18 protein-coding genes are annotated in these 22,077 nt (G+C 74.9%); 14 read left to right on the top strand and 4 right to left on the bottom strand.

Going from position 1 to position 22,077, the window contains the following annotated elements:
* Positions 1-29 precede the first annotated feature (29 nt).
* Positions 30-440 (bottom strand): response regulator, encoded by a 411-nt coding sequence (locus IEY75_RS10110; RefSeq protein ID WP_189114012.1) that lies wholly within the window; start codon positions 438-440, stop codon positions 30-32.
* Positions 437-2,854, bottom strand: a complete 2,418-nt coding sequence (locus tag IEY75_RS10105) for a hybrid sensor histidine kinase/response regulator (protein WP_229789507.1) — start codon at positions 2,852-2,854, stop codon at positions 437-439. Before IEY75_RS10105 ends, IEY75_RS10110 begins: the two co-directional genes overlap by 4 nt.
* Before the next feature lie 131 nt (positions 2,855-2,985).
* On the opposite strand from IEY75_RS10105, the gene IEY75_RS10100 reads away from it, so the two are divergent.
* The 6 genes from IEY75_RS10100 (at position 2,986) to dapB (ending at position 9,698) form a co-directional block, all read left to right on the top strand.
* Entirely contained in the window at positions 2,986-3,216 is a 231-nt protein-coding gene (locus IEY75_RS10100; RefSeq protein WP_189114010.1) for a hypothetical protein, read from the top strand.
* 94 nt (positions 3,217-3,310) lie between these two features.
* On the top strand, positions 3,311-4,267 hold the full coding sequence (locus IEY75_RS10095; RefSeq protein ID WP_189114009.1) for a bifunctional riboflavin kinase/FAD synthetase: 957 nt from the start codon (positions 3,311-3,313) through the stop codon (positions 4,265-4,267).
* Positions 4,268-4,554: 287 nt separating this feature from the next.
* The gene (gene rpsO, locus IEY75_RS10090; RefSeq protein WP_189114008.1) at positions 4,555-4,824 is read left to right on the top strand and encodes a 30S ribosomal protein S15; all 270 of its coding nucleotides are present in this window, start codon (positions 4,555-4,557) and stop codon (positions 4,822-4,824) included.
* A 220-nt stretch (positions 4,825-5,044) separates the two neighbouring features.
* Positions 5,045-7,507, top strand: a complete 2,463-nt coding sequence (locus IEY75_RS10085) for a polyribonucleotide nucleotidyltransferase (protein ID WP_189114007.1) — start codon at positions 5,045-5,047, stop codon at positions 7,505-7,507.
* Between the two features lie 9 nt (positions 7,508-7,516).
* Positions 7,517-8,905, top strand: coding sequence for a M16 family metallopeptidase (locus IEY75_RS10080; RefSeq protein WP_189114006.1), 1,389 nt, complete (start codon positions 7,517-7,519; stop codon positions 8,903-8,905).
* A gap of 34 nt (positions 8,906-8,939) precedes the next feature.
* Entirely contained in the window at positions 8,940-9,698 is a 759-nt protein-coding gene (gene dapB, locus IEY75_RS10075; protein ID WP_189114005.1) for a 4-hydroxy-tetrahydrodipicolinate reductase, read from the top strand.
* A 99-nt stretch (positions 9,699-9,797) separates the two neighbouring features.
* Here the strand turns inward: dapB and IEY75_RS10070 are convergent, their stop codons facing one another.
* On the bottom strand, positions 9,798-10,358 hold the full coding sequence (locus IEY75_RS10070) for a GNAT family N-acetyltransferase (protein WP_189114004.1): 561 nt from the start codon (positions 10,356-10,358) through the stop codon (positions 9,798-9,800).
* A gap of 56 nt (positions 10,359-10,414) precedes the next feature.
* Here IEY75_RS10070 and IEY75_RS10065 point away from each other — a divergent pair, with 56 nt between their 5' ends.
* The 7 genes from IEY75_RS10065 (at position 10,415) to IEY75_RS10035 (ending at position 18,690) form a co-directional block, all read left to right on the top strand.
* Positions 10,415-11,869, top strand: coding sequence for a DUF2079 domain-containing protein (locus tag IEY75_RS10065; protein WP_189114003.1), 1,455 nt, complete (start codon positions 10,415-10,417; stop codon positions 11,867-11,869).
* Complete coding sequence (locus IEY75_RS10060) at positions 11,866-13,119, top strand: glycosyltransferase 87 family protein (RefSeq protein ID WP_189114002.1); 1,254 nt, start codon at positions 11,866-11,868, stop codon at positions 13,117-13,119. Before IEY75_RS10065 ends, IEY75_RS10060 begins: the two co-directional genes overlap by 4 nt.
* Positions 13,120-13,128: 9 nt before the next feature.
* On the top strand, positions 13,129-14,364 hold the full coding sequence (locus IEY75_RS10055; RefSeq protein WP_189114001.1) for a winged helix-turn-helix domain-containing protein: 1,236 nt from the start codon (positions 13,129-13,131) through the stop codon (positions 14,362-14,364).
* Positions 14,357-15,052 (top strand): DUF2752 domain-containing protein, encoded by a 696-nt coding sequence (locus IEY75_RS10050; RefSeq protein WP_229789506.1) that lies wholly within the window; start codon positions 14,357-14,359, stop codon positions 15,050-15,052. The genes IEY75_RS10055 and IEY75_RS10050 overlap by 8 nt, the downstream gene beginning before the upstream one ends.
* Positions 15,053-15,145: 93 nt before the next feature.
* The gene (thyX, locus tag IEY75_RS10045; RefSeq protein WP_189114000.1) at positions 15,146-15,916 is read left to right on the top strand and encodes an FAD-dependent thymidylate synthase; all 771 of its coding nucleotides are present in this window, start codon (positions 15,146-15,148) and stop codon (positions 15,914-15,916) included.
* Between the two features lie 138 nt (positions 15,917-16,054).
* Positions 16,055-17,005 (top strand): 4-hydroxy-tetrahydrodipicolinate synthase, encoded by a 951-nt coding sequence (gene dapA / locus IEY75_RS10040; RefSeq protein WP_189113999.1) that lies wholly within the window; start codon positions 16,055-16,057, stop codon positions 17,003-17,005.
* On the top strand, positions 17,002-18,690 hold the full coding sequence (locus IEY75_RS10035) for a ribonuclease J (RefSeq protein WP_189113998.1): 1,689 nt from the start codon (positions 17,002-17,004) through the stop codon (positions 18,688-18,690). Before dapA ends, IEY75_RS10035 begins: the two co-directional genes overlap by 4 nt.
* 106 nt (positions 18,691-18,796) lie before the next feature.
* Here IEY75_RS10035 and IEY75_RS10030 read toward each other — a convergent pair whose 3' ends face one another.
* Positions 18,797-19,216, bottom strand: a complete 420-nt coding sequence (locus IEY75_RS10030) for a DoxX family protein (protein ID WP_189113997.1) — start codon at positions 19,214-19,216, stop codon at positions 18,797-18,799.
* A 211-nt stretch (positions 19,217-19,427) separates the two neighbouring features.
* On the opposite strand from IEY75_RS10030, the gene IEY75_RS10025 reads away from it, so the two are divergent.
* A complete protein-coding gene (locus tag IEY75_RS10025; protein WP_189113996.1) occupies positions 19,428-21,893 on the top strand; it encodes an FtsK/SpoIIIE family DNA translocase in 2,466 nt (821 codons plus the stop codon).
* The last annotated feature ends 184 nt before the right edge of the window (positions 21,894-22,077 follow it).

Raw genomic sequence — 22,077 nt, 5'->3', positions numbered from 1 at the left:
CCCCGCCGGGCCGGTGACCCCCGGGAGGGTCAGCCCGCGGGGCGCTCGGCCCGGCGGCGCAGGTGGGTGGCGAGAATCTCCACGAGGTCGGCGGCCACGTACGGCTTGTCCAGGAAGCCGTCGCAGCCGGCCGCCATCGCCGCGGCCCGCTCGGCGGGCAGCACGCTGGCGGTCAGCGCCACCACCTCCGGCCGGGTGGCCTGGTCCTGGTCGGCCAGCTCCGTGGCCAGCGTCAGGCCGTTGCCGTCCGGCAGGTTGAGGTCCAGCAGGACCACGTCCGGCGGCGTCGAGACGAGGGCGGCGCGCGCCGTCGCCAGGGTCGCGACCTCCACCAGCTCGACGTCCCGGACATCCGGGTCGGCCGCGCGGGCGAGGCTCGCGCGGACGAGGACGCGGTTCAGTTCCTCGTCCTCGACCAGCAGGACCTGATGGGCGGTCATGATGCTCCTCCGGTGCTGTCGTGCGGTACGGCGAGCCGCTGCGGCACGCCGTCCGGTGCGTCGTCGGCGGCGCCGCCGACGAGGCCGGACGAGCGGCCCTGCCGGTCCGCGGCGTCGTGGTCCCGGCGGCGGGGCCGCAGGGCCGAGGCGTCGTTGAGCGGCCAGGCGGGGTTCGGGTGCGGTCGGGGGACGTGCCGGGCGAGCGCGGCGAGCAGTTCGCCTTGCTCCACCGGCTTGACAAAGTACTCGGCCGCCCCCATGGCCACGCCAGTGCGTCGCTCGTCCAGGACGGTCACCACCAGGACGGGCACGGTCGCCAGCCCCGGGTCGTTCTTGAACTGGCGCAGCACCTCCCAGCCGTTCATGCCGGGCAGTTGCAGGTCCAGCAGGACGGCGTGCGGGGCCTCGGCCCGGGCCATCTGCAGACCGGCCTCGCCGGTGCTGGCGAGCTGGATGTCGTAGCCGGCGGCGCTCAGGTACGTCCGCATCAGCTCCGCGGCCCGCAGGTCGTCCTCGATCAGCAGCACCCGGCCCAGGGCCGCGTCGCCGCGCCGGGCCGGCTCGGCCCGCTCCGCCGCCGTGGGCACCGCGGCCGGCAGGTACAGCGTGAACTGGCTGCCCCGGCCCGGCGCCGAGCGCATCCGGATGTCCCCGCCGTGCGCCTGGGCCAGCCGGCGGGTCAGCGCCAGGCCCAGGCCCGTCCCGGCCTGGCGCTGGGCGGCGTCGCCGACCTGCTGGAACTCCTCGAACACCTTGTGGTGGTCGGCCGGCTCGATGCCGACCCCGGTGTCGGTGACGCTGACGGTCACCTGGGGGCCGTCCGCGCCGCCGGTGAGGGTGATGTCCCCGCCCTCGGGCGTGAACTTGATGGCGTTGGACAGCAGGTTCTCCAGCATCTGCCGGTACCGGACCGGGTCCACGTGCGCCGTGAGCGCGGGCAGGTCGTTGCGCGCGCGCAGGTGCTTGGTGTCGATCAGCGGCCGCAGGGCGGTCAGCAGGTCGGCGGCGGCGGTGTCCAGCCGCAGCGGGACCGGCTGCAGGTCCAGGCGGCCGGCCTCGACCTTGGTCAGGTCGAGCACGTCGTTGATCAGTCCCAGCAGGTGCCGGCCGCTGGAGTGGATGTGGTCGACCCAGTCGGCCGGGACCAGCCGGTGGTCGCCCTGGGCCTGCTCGCCGCGCATCAGGTCCGAGAAGCCGATGATCGCGTTCAGCGGGGTGCGCAGCTCGTGGCTCATGCTGGCCAGGAAGTTCGACTTGGCCTGGCTGGCCACCGTCAGCGCCTGGACCGAGTCGGCGAGTTCGTCGGCGAGCCGGCCCCGTTCGGCGATGACCTCGCCGCGCTCGGCCAGGATGCCGGCCTGGCCGCCGAGGTCGGCGAGCATCCGCAGGTCGTCCTCCGCGAACAGGCCCCGGTGGGCGTCGAACACCAGCAGGGCGCCGGCCGTGGTGGGCGGGACCGTGAGCCGCACCGCGGTCAGGTACCGCCCGTGCAGCACCTGCCGGTAGTGCGCCGCGACGGGGTTCCCGGCGTCGCCGGCCAGGGGGGCCGGCCGGCTGGCGGCGAGCAGCCGTTCGAGGTCGGCGGGGGAGCCGGCGGGCGGCGCCATGGTGAAGCCGGCCGTCGCCGGCTGGACCAGCGTCCCGTCGGGACCGTGCAGGAGTACGGCGACCGCGTCGGAGCCGGCGACCTCGCGGACCGTGCGGGCGTACCGGTGCCAGATGCGGGCGCTGGTGTCGGTGGCCGGGGCGTTGAGGATGCGCTCGCCGATCGTGTACGCCGCCGCGGCCGACCACTGGCGGCGCAGCCAGGCCGGCGGGAAGAAGGCCAGCAGGTACCCGAGGGCGGCGAGCAGGCCGATCACCCGGGCGACCGTGGCCAGGCTCGGGGCGGCCACGCTGGCCCCGAGCGTCCCGCCGGCCGCCGCGAACAGCGCGGTCGCCACGGCGGTGATCAGCAGCCGGACAGCGCTGGCGCCGGTGCGCCGGCGGGCCTCGGCGAACAGGTACCCGGCGGCGATCCCCTCGGTGACCATGAACACCACGATGAAGCCGAGGGCCAGCCCCCAGGCCAGCGGTCGGGGCGCCGCCACCGCGGGTACCGCGGCGACGAGGTACGCGGCGATGGTCGTCCGGGTCAGCCACTGCGGGACGTGGTGCAGCCGGTGGGCCAGGCGCAGGGTCAGGTACGGCTGGAGCAGCAGCAGGCCCAGGGCGGCGGCCCACAGGGCCCGGTGCACGGGCTGGCCGAGGACCTGCACGAGGTCCAGGACGAACAGCGCGGCGGCCGCGGCGAACATGATCGTCACGTCGCGCTGCATGGGGTCGCGGCTGCGCAGGTAGCCCCACAGGGCGCGCAGGAAGACGACCGCGAGACACAGCTCGGCGATCATCGTCAACGGCTGGTTACTGTCCATCACCTTCCCCACGCAAACTGTAACCAGATCGCGTGACACGCGTACCGGCACTGTCGGATGATGGGCAACGTCCCGCGCGGCGGCCGCGGGCGCGCCGCCCAGGTCGGTGATCTGGGGCGGGAGGGGTGGCGGTGGACACGGCGGACGAGGCACAGCGACTGCGCACGGAGGTCGGGCGGCTCGCCCACGACCTGGCCAACGCCCTGGGGATCGTGCAGAACTACGTCGCGTTCCTCGCCGACGACCTGCCCGAGGACCCCGGCCACCCGGCCCGGGCGGACCTGCCGCCGCTGGAGACCGCGACGGCGCGCGCCGTCGCCCTCGTGCAGGACCTCCAGGAGGTCGCCACCGCCGGCACCTGACCCGGTCGGCGGGCCCCGCGCGGCCGCCGGCCCGTTTCCGGCGCGCCGCGGGGTGCGCGCCGGCCGGCCGCCCGCCGCCGCCTAGGCTCGCGGGATGCAGCGGTGGCGTGGACTCGGGGCGGTGCCGGCGGGCTGGGGCCGGTCGGTGGTCAGCATCGGCGTGTTCGACGGCGTGCACCGCGGGCACCAGGCGACGATCGGGCACGCTGTGGCCCAGGCCCGCGCCCGCGGGCTGCGCAGCGTCGTGGTGACCTTCGACCCGCACCCCGCCGAGGTCGTCCGGCCGGGCGCCCACCCGGCCGTGCTGACCGGCCCGGCCCGCAAGGCCGAACTGGTCGCGGGGCTGGGCGTCGACGCCCTCTGGGTGCTGCCGTTCACCCGCGAGTTCTCCCGGCTGCCCGCCGAGGAGTTCGCCCACGACATCCTCGTCGAGCGCCTGCACGCCGCCCTCGTCGTCGTGGGGCACAACTTCCGGTTCGGGTACCGGGCCCAGGGCGACGTGCCGCTGCTGGACCGGCTCGGCCGGACCTTCGGCTTCGCGGTCGACGGCGCGCCGCTGGTCGGCGGGGAGGCGGCCGAGGTCTTCTCCTCGACGTACATCCGCAGCGGCGTGGCGGCCGGCGAGGTCGCGGCCGCGGCGGCCGCGCTGGGCCGGCCGCACCGGATCGAGGGCGTCGTGGTCCGCGGCGACCAGCGCGGCCGGCAGCTCGGGTACCCCACCGCCAACCTGCTCTGCCCGCCGTTCACGGCGCTGCCGGCCGACGGGGTGTACGCCGCGTGGCTGGTCCGGCCCGACGGCGCGCCGGTGGCCCCGGACGGGCCGCCGCGGCTGCGGGCGGCGGTGTCGATCGGGACCAACCCGACGTTCCGGGGCGACGAGCGCCGGGTGGAGGCGTACGCGCTGGACTTCGCGGGCGACCTGTACGGGGAGCGGCTGGGCCTGGACTTCGTCGCCCGGCTGCGCGGGCAGCGCCGGTACGACCGGGTGGAGGACCTGGTGGCGCAGATCGACGCCGACGTGTCCGAGACCCGGGCGGCGCTGCGCCCGTGACCGGCGGCGTCCGCCGCGGCGGCCGGTACCCGGCCTGGTAGGGTGACCGCAGTGGCGGGTACTCCGTCACTGTGTCCGGCGATGTCACTGTGTCCGGCGATCCATCTGCGCTCCGGTGACCCGCCTGCGGCGGGTCCGGCCCGGTCCGGCGGAGCGGGTGCGCGCCGCACCAGCGGGACGAGTGCCGCCACGCGGCCCCCGCAGCGCCGCCGCCGGACACGGCTCCGCCACCTGCACGACGCCGCGGGAGCGGAGCGTCCACCACCCTTACCGAGAACAGGGAGAACATGGCGCTCGACCAGGCAGCCAAGGCCAAGATCCGCGAGGACTACGCCACCGTCGACGGCGACACCGGTTCGCCGGAGGTACAGGTCGCGGTCCTCACCAAGCGGATCGCCGACCTCACCGAGCACCTGAAGGTGCACAAGCACGACCACCACAGCCGGCGTGGTCTGCTCCTGCTGGTGGGCCGTCGGCGCCGCCTCCTGAACTACATCCAGAAGAAGGACATCAGCCGCTACCGGTCGCTCATCGAGCGCCTCGGCCTGCGACGCTGACGTGACGGGGTCCGGCGCCCGCGTCGGACCCCGCTCCACCACCACGGGGTGATGCGGACCAGAGCGATGGCGACCGGCCGACGCACCGGTCCTCGGTAGTGGCCCCCGGCGAGTCGACGCACAGGGTCGGCGCCCGCCGGGAGCTTCGATCGAAGACCGGCCGCGCGTGCGGTCTCCCCTCGGTTCGTGGCCCCACGACCGAAACGGAGTACACCGTTATATGACCGAGCACAACGCACTCGGCACCCAGCACAGCAAGGCGATCATCGACAACGGCAGCTTCGGCACCCGTGAGATCGTCTTCTCCACCGGCAGGCTGGCCCGGCAGGCCGCCGGGTCGGTGACCGCCCAGCTCGCCGACACCGTCGTGTTGGCGGCGACGTCCGCGGGCAAGACGCCCAAGGACCACTTCGACTTCTTCCCGCTGACGGTCGACGTCGAGGAGCGGATGTACGCGGCCGGCCGGATCCCCGGCTCGTTCTTCCGTCGCGAGGGCCGGCCGAGCGAGGACGCCGTCCTCACCTGCCGCCTGATCGACCGGCCGCTGCGCCCCAGCTTCGTCAAGGGGCTGCGCAACGAGGTCCAGGTCGTCTGCACCGTCCTGGCGCTCGACCCGGCGCACCCGTACGACGTCGTGGCGATGAACGCCGCCTCGCTGTCGACGAAGATCTCCGGCCTGCCGTTCTCGGGCCCGATCGGCTCGACCCGGATGGCCCACGTCGACGGCCAGTGGGTCGCGTTCCCGACCCAGGAGGAGCTGGGCCGCGCCACCTTCGACATGATCGTCGCGGGCCGCGCGCTCGACGACGGCGACGTCGCGATCATGATGGTCGAGGCGGAGTCGACCGAGCACACCCTCACGCTCGTCGCCGGTGGCGCCACCGCGCCGACCGAGGAGATCGTGGCCGGCGGCCTGGAGGCCGCGAAGGTGGCCATCCGCGAGCTGTGCCGGGCGCAGAGCGAGCTGGCGGCCGTGTCCGCGAAGCCGATCGCCGAGTTCCCCGTCTTCCTCGACTACCAGCCCGACGCCTACGAGGCCGTCGCCGGCCTGGTGCAGGGCGAGACCGCCGAGGCCCTCAGGATCGCCGGCAAGGCGGACCGCGAGGAGGCCCTGGACCGGATCAAGGCCAAGGTGCTCGACCAGCTCGCCCCCCGGTTCGAGGGGCGCGAGAAGGAGCTGTCGGCGGCGTTCCGGTCGCTGACCAAGTCCGAGGTGCGGGCCCGCGTCCTGCGCGAGCAGATCCGCATCGACGGCCGCGGCACCACCGACATCCGGGCGCTGACCGCCGAGGTGCAGATCCTGCCCCGGGTGCACGGCTCGGCGCTGTTCGAGCGCGGCGAGACCCAGATCATGGGCGTCACCACGCTGAACATGCTCCGCATGGAGCAGCAGCTCGACACGCTGTCGCCGGACAAGCACAAGCGCTACATGCACAACTACAACTTCCCGCCGTACTCGGTCGGCGAGACCGGCCGGGTCGGCGCGCCGAAGCGCCGCGAGATCGGCCACGGCGCGCTGGCGGAGCGGGCGATCGTGCCCGTGCTGCCGACGCGCGAGGAGTTCCCGTACGCGATCCGCCAGGTCTCCGAGGCGCTGAGCTCCAACGGCTCGACCTCGATGGGCTCGGTCTGCGCGTCCACGATGTCGCTGCTGAGTGCCGGCGTGCCGCTGAAGGCGCCGGTCGCGGGCATCGCGATGGGCCTGATCTCGGACGAGGTCGACGGCAAGACCCGGTACGTGACGCTGACCGACATCCTCGGTGCCGAGGACGCGTTCGGCGACATGGACTTCAAGGTCGCCGGTACGCCGGACTTCATCACGGCCCTCCAGCTCGACACCAAGCTCGACGGCATCCCCTCGGACGTCCTGGCCGGCGCGCTGGCCCAGGCGTACGAGGCGCGCCAGACGATCCTCGGCGTCATGCAGCGGGCGATCGAGTCCCCGGCCACCATGAGCGAGTACGCGCCGCGGGTCACCAGCGTGAAGATCCCGGTCGACAAGATCGGGATGGTCATCGGCCCGAAGGGCCAGACCATCAACGCGATCCAGGACGAGACCGGCGCCGAGATCTCCATCGAGGACGACGGCACGATCTACGTCGGCGCGACCAACGGCCCCAGCGCCGAGGCCGCGGTCGAGCGGATCAACGCGATCGCCAACCCGACCCTGCCGAAGGTGGGCGACAAGTTCCTGGGCACGGTCGTCAAGACGGCCGCGTTCGGTGCCTTCGTCTCGCTGCTGCCCGGCCGCGACGGCCTGCTGCACATCTCCAAGGTGGGCGACGGCAAGCGGGTCGACCGCGTCGAGGACTTCCTCAACGTGGGCGACAAGGTCGAGGTCCAGATCGCGGACATCGACGCCCGCGGCAAGGTCTACCTGGACAAGGTCCGCGCCGACGGCGAGGTGGCCCCGGCCGCCGAGTCCGGCGGCGACCGTCGCGGCGGTGGCGGCGACCGCCCGCGCCGCGAGGGCGGGGACCGCGGCCCGCGCCGCGACGGCGGCGACCGCGCCCCGCGCGCTGAGGGCGGCGACCGTGCCCCGCGCGCCGAGGGCGGCGACCGGGACCGCGCCCCCCGCGGCGACGGCGAGGACCGCGCTCCGCGCGCCGAGGACCGCGCTCCGCGCGCCGAGGGCGAGGGTGAGGGCGGCGAGCCGCGCCGTCGTCGGCAGCGTCGGGACTGACCTGCGTCCATGACAATCTCTCGTCACGAGGTTCCTGTCCGGGCCGGCCGCCGCGAGGCGCCGGCCCGGGCCGGTTCCGGGACCAGCCACGCGCACGCGGGCGGCGCCGCCGTCCTGGACGGGACGGTACGCCGCACCGTCCTGCCGCAGGGCCTGCGGATCGTCACCGAGGCCATCCCCGCCATGCGCAGCGCCTGCTTCGGCGTCTGGGTGGCCGCCGGCTCCCGGGACGAGGCGCCCGCGGACTCGGGCGTCTCGCACTTCCTGGAGCACCTGCTGTTCAAGGGCACCCGCACGCGGACCGCCCTGGAGATCTCCGCGCAGATTGAGGCCGTGGGCGGGGAGACCAACGCCTTCACCGCCAAGGAGTACACCTGCTTCTACGCGCGGGTCCTGGACGCGGACCTGCCGATGGCCATCGAGGTCATGTGCGACCTGGTCGCCGACTCGCTGCTCACCGCCGAGGACGTCGAGACCGAGCGGGGCGTGATCCTGGAGGAGATCGCCATGCACGACGACGAGCCCGGCGACGAGGTGCACGACCTGCTGGTGGGGGCGCTGTACGACGGGCACCCGCTGGGCCGGCTCATCTCGGGCACCGAGGAGAGCATCACGGCGATGACCCGCGGGCAGATCCTCGACTTCTACGCCCGCCACTACACGGCGCCGCAGATCGTCATCGCCGCCGCCGGGAGCCTGGACCACGACCGCGTCGTCGCCCAGGTGAGCGCCGCGCTGGCCGGTACCCCGCTGGGGGACGGCGCGGCTCCCGCGGCGCCGGCCGGACACCGCCCGCCCACGCCGGTCGTGGCCACCGCGGCGTCGTCGGTCGTGGTGCAGCGCAAGGACACCGAGCAGGCCCACCTCGTCCTCGGCGTGCCGGGAATCGGGCGGCTGGACGACCGGCGGTTCGCCCTCGGGGTGCTCAACAACGTGCTCGGCGGCGGGATGTCCAGCCGGCTGTTCCAGGAGATCCGGGAGCGGCGCGGCCTGGCGTACTCGGTGTACTCGTACGCGAGCCAGTTCGCCGACACCGGCTACTTCGCCGTCTACGCCGGCTGCGCGCCGGGCCGGGCCGCCGAGGTCCGGGCGCTGATCGCCGCGGAGCTGGACCGGGTCCGCGCCGAGGGGATCACCGACGACGAGCTGACCCGCGGCAAGGGGATGCTCAAGGGCACGCTGGTGCTGGGCCTGGAGGACACCGGATCGCGGATGACCCGGCTGGCCAAGGGTGAACTACTGTACGACGAACAACTGTCGGTGGACGACCTCCTGGCCAGGGTGGACACCGTGACCTCCGCCCAGGTCACGGCGGTCGCGGGCGAGCTGCTGCGGCAGCCGGCGTCCCTGGCCGTGGTGGGTCCGTTCGCCGACGGGGACTTCGCGCCCCGGCCGTGACACCGCGCGGCCGGTACACAGAATGAGGTGGGACATGGCGGAGCGGACGAACCCGATCGCGGTCGGGGTCATCGGTGCGCAGGGCAAGATGGGCGCCCAGGTCTGCAAGGCGGTGGACGGCGCCCCCGACATGGAGCTGGTGGCCATGGTCGACACCGGCGACGGGCTGTTCAGCGCCGCGGACGCGGGCGCCGAGGTCGTCGTCGACTTCACCAACCCCGACGTGGTCATGGACAACGTCCACTGGTGCGTCGAGCAGGGCATGAACGTCGTCGTCGGGACCAGCGGCTTCACCCCGCAGCGCATCGAGCGGGTCCGCGGCTGGCTGGCGCACCGGCCGCAGCAGGGCGTCGTCATCGCCCCGAACTTCGCCGTCGGCGCGGTCCTGATGATGGAGTTCGCCGCCCGCGCGGCCCGGTACTTCGAGTCGGTCGAGATCGTCGAGCAGCACCACCCGGCGAAGTTGGACGCCCCCAGCGGTACCGCCCTGGCGACCGCCGCGGCCATCTCCGCCGCCCGCGCGGACGCCGGACTCGGCGACGTGCCGGACGCGACGAAGGAGGAGCTGGACGGGGCGCGCGGCGCGAGTGTCGAGGGTGTCCGGGTGCACTCGGTCCGCGCCCGCGGCCTGGTCGCCCACCAGGAGGTCATCTTCGGCGCGCTCGGCGAGACCCTCACGCTGCGGCACGACTCCTACGACCGGGTGTCCTTCATGCCGGGCGTGCTGCTGTCGATCCGCCAGGTCCTCGCCCGGCCCGGTCTGACCGTCGGCCTGAACGACCTGCTCGTCTGAGGGCCGCCGCGCCGCCGACCCGCGCACCGGCGGCCCGGACCGGGCCGCCGGCCGCGCCGCGCTCCCGGCGCCGGCCGCGCGCCGCGGATCGGGCCGTGCTCAGGCGGCGGTCAGGTCGGTGTGCAGGCGGAGCTGGTTGACCAGCAGGTCGTCGACGTCGAGCGCGCGGGCCGCGCCGTCCGGCTCCCACCCCGCGCCCCGCAGGAACGACCGGGTGGCCGGGTCCTGTTCGTACGCCCACGCGACGGCCCGACCGAAGCCGTCCGCCCGCCACAGGTCCACGGCCGCGGCCAGCAGGCGGCTGCCGTGGCCGCGCCGGCCCCACCGGGGCTCGACCAGCAGGTCGGTCACCGCGGCGGCGTCCGCCGGCAGCGCGGGCTCGTCCGGGGCCAGCGCCTGCGCGTCGGCCGGTCCGGCCGCGACGAAGCCGACCACGGTGGACTCCCCGGCCTGCTCGACCGCGACCAGCACGCGGTGCCGGGCGCTGGGCGGTGCGGTGATCGCCGCCGTCCACGCCGCGGCGAGCCGGTCGGCGTCCAGGTCGGCGAGCACGTGCCGCGGCAGCATCCGCGCGTAGGCCACCCGCCAGGTGGTGAGCTGGATCCGCGCGATCTCGGCCGCCTCGGCGGGCCGCGCGGGGCGGACGTAACCCTGGGACATGGCGCCAGCGTACGGCGCGGACCGCCCGGTGGCGGCGGCAGGTTAGGATCGCGCCCATGCCCCGGTCCCACCCGATCGGCTGGATCGTGGCCGGCGCCGTCGCCCCGCTGTACGCGGCGATTTCGCTGCTGCGGCACGCCCAGCTCCAGAGCACCGGCTTCGACCTCGGGATCTTCACCCAGGCGGTCCGGGGGTACGCGGAGCTGCGCGCCCCGGTCGCCGAGCTGAAGGGTCCCGGGTACCACCTGCTCGGCGACCACTTCCACCCCGTCCTGGCCGTCCTGGCCCCGTTCTACCGGCTGTTCCCCGATCCGCGGACCCTGCTGGTCGCCCAGGCGCTGCTGCTGGCGCTCTCGGTGGTACCGGTGACGCGGTGGGCCGTCGACCGGCTCGGGGCCGGCCCCGGGGCCGCGGTCGGCGCGGCGTACGGGCTGTCGTTCGGGCTCCAGCAGGCGGTCCGGTTCGACTTCCACGAGATCGCGTTCGCGGTGCCGCTGATCGCGGCGAGCGTGACGGCGCTGGCCCGGCGGCGGTGGCGGGCGGCGGCGTGGTGGGCGCTGCCGCTGCTGCTGGTAAAGGAGGACCAGGCCCTGATCGTGCTGGGGATCGGCGCGTACATCTGCTGGAAGGGCAGCCGCCGGCTCGGCGCGGCCGTGATGGCGGCGGCGGTGCTGGCCGGCGCCGTGATCGTGCTGCTGGTCATCCCGGCCTTCAACGCCGCGGGCGGGTACGACTACCTCGGCTCGGCCGCCGCGTCCGGCGACCCGGTGACGCGGCTGCTCGCGCCGGTGGCCAAGTGGAAGCTCGTCGGGCTGCTGCTGGCCGTCACCGGGCTGCTGGCGCTGCGCTCGCCGCTGACGCTGCTGGTGGTGCTGCCGCTGGCCGCCCGGTTCTGGGCGGACCGGTGGACGTACTGGGAGCGGGGCTTCCACTACAACGCGGTACTGATGCCGATCCTGTTCGCCGCGGCCGTCGACGGCGCCGACCGGCTGCGCGCCGACCGGTGGTGCCGTGCGCTGCGCGACCGCCTGCCCCCGCTCCGGCTGCCCGGCCGGGACCTCCGCGTGCCGGGCGGCACCGCGGTGGCCGCGCTGCTGGTGGCGGTCGCCCTGCTGGTGGGCGTCGGGCAGCCCGCCGCCGCGCTGCTGCACGCCCGGGCGTGGCGCGTCCCGCCCGAGGTCGCGGCCGCCCGGGCGGTGCTGGCCCAGGTGCCCGACGGCGCCGTGGTGGCCGCCGACAACAACCTGTCGCCGCAGCTCGTGGCGCGCTGCCGGGTGTTCGCCTTCCCGCAGGCGCAGGTCGACCGCGGGCTGCGCACGCCGTGGGTGGCCACCCGTGACGCCCCCGGCCGGTGGAACGGCACCCCCGAGGAGTACCGGCGGCTCGTCGCCGCCCTGCCCGCCGAGGGGTACGCGCAGGTCGCCCAGGGCGGCGGCGTGCGGCTGTTCGTGGCCCGCGGCACCCCCGGCGCCCCGCCGGCCGGCGCCGACAGTAGCCTCGGTGCCCGATGAGCAGTACGCAGGCCGGCCGCTGGACCGGCGCACTGACCCGCCTCTCGCGGCGCCCCGTCGCCTCCGTCGTCACCCTGGCGGCGGTCCTCGCCGTATTCCTCGCGCTGACCCTGTGGTGGCACGACTGGTTCGACCTCACCGTGTACCGCGGCGCCATGCGCTACTGGCTGGTCGAGGACGGCGAGCTGTACGACTTCCTGACGCCGCGCAGCAAGTACGGCTTCACGTACCCGCCCTTCGGCGCCTACGTCATGGCGCCGATGGCGTTCCTGCCGTTCCCGGTCGTCGTCGTGGTCTCGGTGCTGGCGTCCCTCGGCGCGCTGGTCGCCGTCCTGTACTGGCTGACCGGCACCCTGGCCGCCCGCGCCGGCCGTCCGCTGTGGTGGGTGCTCACCGTCGTGGCGCTGCTGGCCCTGGCCCTGGAGCCCGTCCGCGAGACGATCACGTTCGGCCAGGTCAACCTGCTGCTGCTCGCCGTCGTCGCCGCCGACCTGCTCCTGCTCGTGGGCCGGGACAGCCGCTGGGCGGGCCTGGGGATCGGCCTGGCCACCGCGGTGAAGCTGACCCCGGGGGTGTTCCTGATCTACCTGCTCGCCACCCGGCGGTGGCGGGCGGCCGGGACGGCCGTCTTCGCGGCGGGCCTGGCCACGCTGGTCCCGGGGGTGCTGACCCCGGACACCGCCCGCGGCTTCTGGACCGACGCGATCTGGAACACCGACCGCGTCGGCACCCTCAGCTACGCCTCGAACCAGAGCCTGGAGGGCGTGGTCGCCCGGCTGAACCCGGCGCACCCCAGCGGCGCGCTGTGGGCGCTGCTGGTGCTGGCCGTGGTCGGCATCTGGCTCTGGCGGATCACCCGGCCGGGCTGCGACGCGGCCGCCGGCCTCGCGCTGACCGGCGTCGTCGGCTGCCTCATCAGCCCCGTCACCTGGGTCCACCACCTGGTCTGGCTGCTGCCGGCGCTGGTGCTGTGCGCCGGGCACGCGCTGGCGCTGCCCACCGGGGACCCCCGGCGCCGCCGCTGGCTGGTCGGGGTGGGTCTGGCGTACGCCGTCCTGTGCAGCCGGCTGGTGTGGGCCTGGGAGCGGGACTTCGGCGGGGTCGACGGGTTCCTCGGCGGCAACGCGTACGTCTGGGTCAGCCTCGCGCTGCTGGTCTGCGTGCCGTCGCGCACGGTGTGGCGGTCGCCCACGGCGCCCGCGGCACCGGCGGCCGCGCGGCCGGTGGGGGACGTCGTACCGGCCCGCTAGCCTGCGGCCATGACCACCGTCCGGGACAGCCTCTCGCTCGCCCAGGCGCGGCGGGTCGCGCTCGCCGCCCAGGGGTTCGCCGACCGGCCACCCGCCGGCGAGCCCGACATCCGGCACCTGCGCCGCGTCCTCGGGCGCGTCGCCCTGCTCCAGATCGACTCGGTCAACGTCCTGCAGCGCGCCCACTACCTGCCGATGTTCAGCCGCCTCGGCGCCTACCCGACCGCCCTGCTGGACCGGGCGGCCTACCGGCGCCCGGCGGAGCTGTTCGAGTACTGGGGCCACGAGGCGTCCCTCGTCCCGGTCGGCCTCCAGCCGGCGCTGCGCTGGCGGATGGCCGCCGCCCACACCCACGCGTGGGGCGGGATGCGCCAGGTGGCCCGGGACTCGCCGGAGCTGGTCGACTGGGTCCGCCAGGAGGTCTACGACCGGGGCCCGCTGACCGCCGCCGAGATCGAGCACGACGTCCCGCGGGCCAGCGGCAACTGGGGGTGGAACTGGTCGGCGGTGAAGCGGGCGCTGGAGTGGCTTTTCTGGTCCGGGGAGGTCTGCGCCGCCGACCGGACCCCGGGCTTCGCCCGCCGGTACGCCGCGCCGCACCGGGTGCTGCCGGCGGCGGTCCTGGCGGCGCCGACGCCGGAGCCCGCGGCGGCCCACCGCACGCTGGTCGAGGTCGCCGCCCGGGCGCTGGGCGTCGCGGCGGCGCGGGAGCTGCGCGACTACTTCCGCCAGCCGCCGCTGCCCGCTCGGGCGGCGATCGCCGCGCTGGTCGAGGAGGGCGTCCTGACGCCGGTGGCGGTGCAGGGCTGGCGGCAGCCGGCCTACCTGCACCGCGACGCGCGGCTGCCGCGGTCGGTGCGGGCCGGGGCGCTGCTGAGCCCGTTCGACCCGCTGGTCTGGGAGCGGGACCGGGCGGCCCGGCTGTTCGACTTCCGGTACCGCATCGAGATCTACGTGCCGGCGGCCAAGCGGGTGCACGGGTACTACGTGCTGCCGTTCCTGCACCGCGAGCGCCTGGTCGCCCGGGTGGACCTGAAGGCGGACCGGCGGGCCGCCGTGCTGCGGGTGCCGGCGGCCTGGCGGGAGCCCGACGCGGCGCCGGGGCCGACGGCGGAGGCACTGGCCGCGCACCTGTACCGGCTGGCGGAGTGGCTGGGGCTGGGCACGGTGCTGGCCCCGGAGGGCGGGGACCTCGCGGCGCCGCTGGCCGCCGCGCTGCGGGTGTACCGTGGTGGCGATGCCTGAGCAGGTCGCCCGCCCGGGGCCGCCGCCCGGCTTTCCCTGCCGCCCAGCGATGGAGTGCCGCCCCGCGATGGAGTCCGGTCCGGCGATGGAGTCCCACCCGGCGTTGAGGTCCCCCACGATGAGGGATCCCCGGCCGGCGGTGGGCCCCGTGTCGTACCCCGGCCCGTACGCCGCGCCCGCGGGGCAGCCGGCGCACCTGACCGACGTGGCCGCCGGCCACTACGCCCACCCCGCGCCCGTCGGCGGCCGGTTCGACCGCTGGCTGGACCGGTGGCGGGCGCGGATCCCGCGGTGGACGGCGCCGCTGGCCGTCCTGTCCTGCCTCGCCGCCGCCGCCGGCTACGTGCTCGCCGCCGACCCGACCGACGGCCGCGCCGACGCCGTGCCGAGCTGCCTGCTCAAGTACACGACCGGCCTCGACTGCCCCGGCTGCGGCGGCACCCGGGCGTTCTTCTACCTCCTGCACGGCCAGCTCGGCCCGGCGGCCCGGCACCACCTGCTGTTCGTGCTGGCGGCGCCGCTGCTGGTCTACGTGTACGCCGCCTGGGCGCTGCGCCTGACCACCGGGCGGCAGTTGCCGCGGGTCCGGTTCGCCCCGTGGGGGGTCAGCGTGCTGCTCGGCGTCGCCCTGGTGTTCTCGGTGGCCCGGAATCTGCCGTGGGCGCCGTTCACCTGGCTGTACGTCTGATCTTTCGGGGTTCGTCACCCGTTGGCGCGGCCGCCCGCCCCGGCGGCTGCCCGCCCCGCACGCTAGGGTCGCGGGCGACGGAAGGAGCGGCGCGTGCCCGAAGATCCCCCCTCGCCGAAGGTCGTCCCCCCGCAGGTGCGGCTGATCGCGTGGACCCAGTTCGAGGCCCCCGCGGAGGTGCCCTGGTCCACGGACGCCGACGGCGGCCAGGCGCTGGCCGAGTTCGCCGGCCGCGCCTGCTACCAGTCCTGGACGAAGCCGAACCCGGCCACGGCCACCAACGCCGGCTACCTCCGGCACATCCTGGAGGTCGGGCACCTGTCGGTGCTGGAGCACGGCACGGTGAGCTTCTACTTCACCGGCGTCTCCCGCTCGTTCACCCACGAGCTGATCCGGCACCGGCACTTCTCGTACTCCCAGCTCTCCCAGCGGTACGTGCCCGAGCGGGACGCGGCGATGGTCGAGCCCGCCGCCATCGCCGAGGACCCGGAACTGCACGCCGCGTTCCTGGCCGCCGCCGAGGCGAGCGTGGCCGCGTACAACGCGCTGCTGGCCGGCCTGGAGGCGAAGTTCGCCGACGTGGCCAACCCGACGCTGCGCCGCAAGCAGGCCCGGCAGGCCGCCCGCGCGATCCTGCCCAACGCCACCGAGACCCGCATCGTGGTGACCGGCAACTACCGCGCGTGGCGGCACTTCGTCGCCATGCGGGCTACGGAGCACGCCGACGTGGAGATCCGCGAGCTGGCCGTGGAGTGCCTGCGGCAGCTCCAGAAGGTCGCCCCGGCGGTCTTCGGCGACTTCGCCATCTCGACGCTGGCCGACGGGTCGGAGATCGCCGCCAGCCCGTACGCCTGGGAGTCCTGACCGCTCTCGCGCCCGTCGATCGGCCGGCCGGGCGGAAACGACCGCTGCGCGGCGTTCCCGCCCTGGCCGGCCGGCCCACGGCGCCCGCGACGGACGGCGTGTTTCCCCCGTCGCTGGCGGGGCGATAAGTTAGCCACCATGACGCATGCGCAGCAGGGCCCCGGCGGTGGCCGCTCGGAGCCATCCGCCCGACCGACGCCGTTCGGTCGCCTGATCACCGCGATGGTCACGCCGATGACCGACGATCGAGAGGTCGACCTCGACGGCGTGTCCCGCCTGGCCGGCTACCTGGTCGACGAGCAGGGCCACGACGCGCTGGTGGTCAACGGCACGACCGGCGAGTCGCCGACCACGACCGACGCGGAGAAGTCCGCGATCATCCGGGCGGTGGCCGAGGCCGTCGGCGACCGGGCGCGGATCCTGGCCGGGGTGGGCACCCCGAGCACCGCCCACACCGTCGCGCTGGCCCGCGAGGCCGCCGCGGCCGGCGCCCACGGCCTGCTCGTGGTCACCCCCTACTACAACAAGCCGCCGCAGGCCGGCCTGGTGGCGCACTTCGCGGCCGTCGCCGACGCCACCGAGCTGCCGATCATGGTGTACGACATCCCGCACCGCAGCGGCGTGCCGCTGGAGACCGAGAGCCTGGTGCGGATCGCCGCCCACGAGCGGATCGTCGCGGTCAAGGACGCCAAGGGCGACCTGCTCGCCAGCGCCTGGGTGATGCGGCGCACCGACCTGGCCTACTACTCCGGCGAGGACGCGCTGACCCTGCCGCTGCTGAGCATCGGCGCCGTCGGGGTGGTCGGCACCTCGACGCACCTGTGCGGCCCCCAGACCAGGGAGCTGATCGCGGCGTACGTCGCCGGCGACGCCGGCCTGGCCGCGCGCCTGCACCACCAGCTCCTGCCGCTGCACACCGGCATCTTCCGCACCCAGGGGCCGATCCTGGTCAAGGCGGGCCTGCGCGGGCTCGGCCTGCCCGCCGGGCCGGTCCGGCCGCCGCTGGTCGAGGCCACGGCGGAGCAGTACGCCACGCTCGTCGCCGACTGCGTCGCGGCGGGCGTGAAGCTGCCCGAGGAGGCCGCGTGACGGAGCCGCACCGCGACCTCGCCGCCCCGCCGCCGCTGCCCGAGGGCGGCCTGCGGATCATCCCGCTCGGCGGCCTGGGCGCGATCGGGCGCAACATGACCGTCTTCGAGTACGACGGCCGGCTGCTGGTGGTCGACTGCGGCGTGCTGTTCCCCGACGTGGACCAGCCCGGCGTCGACCTGATCCTGCCGGACTTCGCCCCGATCCTGGACCGGCTCGACGACGTGCAGGCGATCGTCCTCACGCACGGCCACGAGGATCACATCGGCGCGGTGCCCTACCTGCTCGCGCACAAGCCGGACATCCCGCTGGTCGGCTCGCAGTTCACGCTGGCGCTGGTGGAGGCCAAGCTGGCGGAGCGGCGGATGCAGCCGTACACCCTGACGGTCACCGAGGGCCAGCGGGAGCAGCTCGGGCCGTTCGGCTGCGAGTTCTTCGCCGTCAACCACTCCATCCCCGACGCGATGGCCGTCGCCATCCGCACCCCGGCCGGCCTCGTGCTGCACACGGGCGACTTCAAGATGGACCAGGTGCCGCTGGACGGCCGGCTGACCGACCTCGCCGGCTTCGCCCGCCTGGGCGCCGAGGGCGTCGACCTGCTGCTGTCGGACTCCACCAACGCCGAGGTGCCGGGGTTCGTCACGCCCGAGCGCGAGATCGGCCCCGTCCTGGACTCGATCTTCGCCAAGGCCACCGGCCGGATCATCGTGGCCTCGTTCGCCTCGCACGTGCACCGGGTCCAGCAGGTGTTCGACGCCGCCGCGGCGCACGGCCGCAAGGTCGCGCTGATCGGCCGGTCGATGGTCCGCAACATGGGCATCGCCCGCGACCTGGGCCGGCTGACCATCCCGCCGGGCCTGGTGGTCGGGATCGACGAGGTGAAGAACCTGCCGCCGGAGCGGGTCGTGCTCATGTCCACCGGTTCGCAGGGCGAGCCGATGAGCGCCCTGGGCCGGATGGCCAACGGCGACCACCGGCACGTGACGCTGGAGCCGCACGACACGGTGGTGCTGGCCAGCTCGCTGGTTCCCGGCAACGAGACCGCCGTGTACCGGGTGATCAACCTGCTCTCCCGCGGCGGCGCGACGGTCATCCACAAGGACGTCGCGCGGGTGCACGTGTCGGGCCACGCGCCGGCCGGCGAACTGCGGTACCTGCTCAACATCGTCCGGCCGAGCAACCTCATGCCGGTGCACGGCGAGTGGCGGCACCTGCGGGCGCACGGGCGCCTGGGGGTGGAGACCGGGATCGACCCGGACAGCGTGGTGCTGTGCGAGGACGGCGACGTGGTGGACCTGGTCGACGGGCACGCCCGCCAGGTCGGGCACGTGCGCAGCCGGTACGTCTACGTCGACGGCCTGGCCGTCGGCGACGTCAGCGAGTCGCTGCTGACCGAGCGCAAGATCCTCGGCGACGGCGGGTTCATCGCCACGACCGTCGTGATCGACTCGGTGAACGGCAAGGTCGTCGGCGGCCCGACGATCTCCGCGAAGGGCTTCTCCGAGGACCCGGCGGCCTTCGACCCGGTGCTGCCGCTGATCACCGAGGCGCTGGACCGGGCCGCCGCCGACGGCGTGACCGACCCGCACCAGTTGCAGCAGGTGGTCCGCCGCCTGGTGGGCCGGTGGGTGAACGAGAAGTACCGCCGCCGGCCGATGATCGTCCCGACGGTCCTGGAGGTCTGAGCCGCCCGGCGGGACGGGCCGCCCGGCCGGCACGCGCCGGCCGGGCGGCCCGTCCTCGTCCCGGATCCGGGCCTGGCGGTGCTCCAGATCCGGGTCCGGCGGCGCCTCAGGTCCGGGCCTGGCGGTGGCGCGTCGCCGTCGCCCGCAGGTCGGGCAGGTACCGGTCGAGGGCGTACGCGCCCGGCCCGATGGCGGCGATCAGCAGGAAGATCCAGCAGTACAGGGCCGCCGTCTCCCCGCGGTTCTGCATGGGCAGCAGCGCCGCCGGCTGGTGGACGACGAAGTAGGCGTACGCCATCGTGCCGGAGGCGAGGATCGCCGCGGGCCGGGTGAACAGGCCGACCAGCACCAGCAGGCCGGTGACCAGCTCGATCAGTCCGGCCCACCAGCCCGGCCAGTGCCCGAGCTGCGCGGTCTTGCTGCCGAACAGGCCGAACAGCTTCGCCGCGCCGTGGAACGCGAACAGCAGGCCGATGACGACGCGGAACAGCGAGTGGATGACGTCGGTCAGGCGGGAGTGCGCCATGTGGATCTCTCCTCGGTCCAGGGTGGGGGGCGCCGCCGGGGGCGCCCGCCCCCGGCCAGCGATCGATCCCGGGCGGGCAGCATATCGTCAAACATCTATCCTCGACGGTCGTCGCGAATGCCCGAAGTCGCACGGGTCGCGGCGTGTCGCGCGGCCGCGCACCGGCGCGGCGTCCGACGCGGGGTTGCCGGCCACGGGTTACCGTGTGGGCATGGCGGGTCGTACCACCTCGACTGGCCGCGGTCGGAGCACGGCATCGACGCGCGGCACCAAGGCGCGCGCCGCCAAGCCGGTCCGGCAGCGCGCCCGCCCGGCCCCGGCGCGCGCGACGGCCGCCCGGCGGCAGGGCTCCGGCGGCATGGGCCGGGCCGTCGGCGGGCTCTGGTCGGGTGCCGCCCGCGGGGTCGGCCAGCTCATCCGCGGCGGCGCCCGCGACGACGGGCGCGGCCTGGCGCCCGAGCACCGCCGCGACGGCGCCGGCCTGCTGCTGCTGGGCCTGGCCATCCTCACCGGACTGGCGGTGTGGTTCGACGCCGCCGGGCCGGTCGGCCGCACGATCAACGACGCGGTGCGCCTGTTCCTCGGCGTCATCGCCGCGGCGCTGCCGCTGCTGTTCGCGTACGGCGCCGTGCGGGTCCTGCGCGAGCCCGCCGAGACCGAGCCGCGCGGCCGGGGCGCGGTCGGCTGGTTCTCGCTGATCGCCGCCACGGCGGCCCTGCTGCACCTGGGCCGGGACGCCCGTACCCCGCCCGAGCTGGACGCCGCGGGCGGCCTGCTCGGCTGGGGGGTCGGCGACGCCCTGCGCGCCGCGGTCACCGCCTGGGCCGCCGTGCCGCTGCTGGTCCTGCTGTTCCTGTTCGGGCTGCTGGTGGTGACGGCGACGCCGGTGAACAAGGTGCCGGCCCGGCTCGGCGGCCTGCGCGACTGGGCGCTGGGCCGCGACGGCGCCTACGCCATCGACGACGAGGCGGAGGTCGGGGAGGAGCCCGACCGCCGTCCGGCCCGCCGCCGGCCCCCGCGCGCGACGCTGCCGCCCGCGGCGCCGGTCGGGGACGACGTCGAGGAGCCGATCGTGCACGACACGGTCGCCGTGCCCCGCGGCAAGCGGCAGGCCCGCCCCGTGCCGGCGAGCCGCCCGGCCGCCCCGCCGCCGGCCCACTCGCCCGCGCCCACCCAGATGGAGCAGCTCACCATCTCGACCGCGGCGGGCGACTACCGGCTGCCGCCGCCGCACCTGCTGGGCAGGGGCGCGCCGGCCAAGTCCCGGAGCAAGGCCAACGACGAGGTGATCGCCGCCCTGCGCGGGGTGTTCGACCAGTTCGACGTGGACGCCGACGTGACCGGCTTCACCCGCGGCCCGACCGTCACCCGGTACGAGGTGGAGGTCGGCCACGGGGTCAAGGTGGAGCGGATCACCCAGCTCTCCCGCAACATCGCCTATGCGGTGAAGTCGCCGGACGTGCGGATCCTGTCGCCGATCCCCGGCAAGAGCGCCGTCGGCGTGGAGATCCCCAACACCGACCGGGAGGACGTGTCGCTCGGCGACGTCCTGCGGGCCCAGGCGACCGGCGACCCGCACCCGATGGTGGTCGGCCTCGGCAAGGACATCGAGGGCGGCTACATCGCCGCGAACCTCGCGAAGATGCCGCACATCCTCATCGCCGGGGCGACCGGCGCCGGCAAGTCCTCCTGCCTGAACTCGCTGCTCGTCTCGGTCCTGTCCCGGGCCACGCCGGACCAGGTGCGGCTGCTGCTGATCGACCCCAAGCGGGTCGAGATGACCGCGTACGAGGGCATCCCGCACCTGGTCACGCCGATCGTCACCAACCCCAAGAAGGCGGCCGACGCCCTCGACTGGGTCGTCCGCGAGATGGACATGCGGTACGACGACCTCGCGGCGGCCGGCGTCCGGCACGTCGACGACTACAACCGCAAGGTGCTGGCGGGCGAGGTGGTGCCCCCGCCGGGCAGCGAGCGGGAGATCCGCCCGTACCCGTACCTGTTGGTGATCGTGGACGAGCTCGCCGACCTGATGATGGTGGCCCCGCGCGACGTGGAGGACGCCGTCGTCCGCATCACCCAGCTCGCCCGCGCCGCGGGCATCCACCTCGTCCTGGCCACCCAGCGCCCCTCGGTGGACGTGGTGACCGGCCTGATCAAGGCGAACGTACCGTCCCGGCTGGCCTTCGCGACCTCGTCGCTGGCCGACTCCCGGGTCATCCTCGACCAGCCGGGCGCCGAGAAGCTGATCGGCCGCGGCGACGGCCTGTTCCTGCCGATGGGCGCCTCCAAGCCGCAGCGCATCCAGGGTGCGTGGGTCTCGGAGAAGGAGATCGACGCCGTCGTCGGGCACTGCAAGCGGCAGCGCGAGGCGCAGTTCGAGGCGAAGGTGTTCGCGGCGGCCGACGGCGGCCGGAAGAAGGTCGACGAGGAGATCGGCGACGACCTGGAGCTGCTGGTACAGGCGATCGAGCTGGTGGTGACGTCGCAGTTCGGCTCGACGTCGATGCTCCAGCGCAAGCTGCGGGTCGGCTTCGCCAAGGCGGGGCGGCTGATGGACCTGATGGAGTCCCGGGGGATCGTCGGACCCTCGGAGGGCTCGAAGGCGCGCGACGTCCTCGTCAAACCGGACGAGTTGGAATCAGCGCTCGCCGAGGTACAAGTGGCGAATTCCTGACTGGCGCCAACTCGGGGTCCGCTCTGGTGGGATCGCAGTGGATTCATTAGGATCTATATTGACGGTTGCGCAGTCCTGGCCGGTCCCCGCCGGTCGTCTTCGGTCTGCCGCAGCACCGCCATGCCGTCCCACCCCTGCACCGGAGTCGGCTCCACCCCCATAGTCCCTTATGGCTGCCGGCTCC

The organism is Pilimelia terevasa (assembly GCF_014647915.1).
In the GTDB taxonomy this organism is placed as follows: domain Bacteria; phylum Actinomycetota; class Actinomycetes; order Mycobacteriales; family Micromonosporaceae; genus Pilimelia; species Pilimelia terevasa.
The sequence above is the reverse complement of the archived record's forward strand: the minus strand, read 5'-3'. Positions and strand labels throughout refer to the sequence as shown.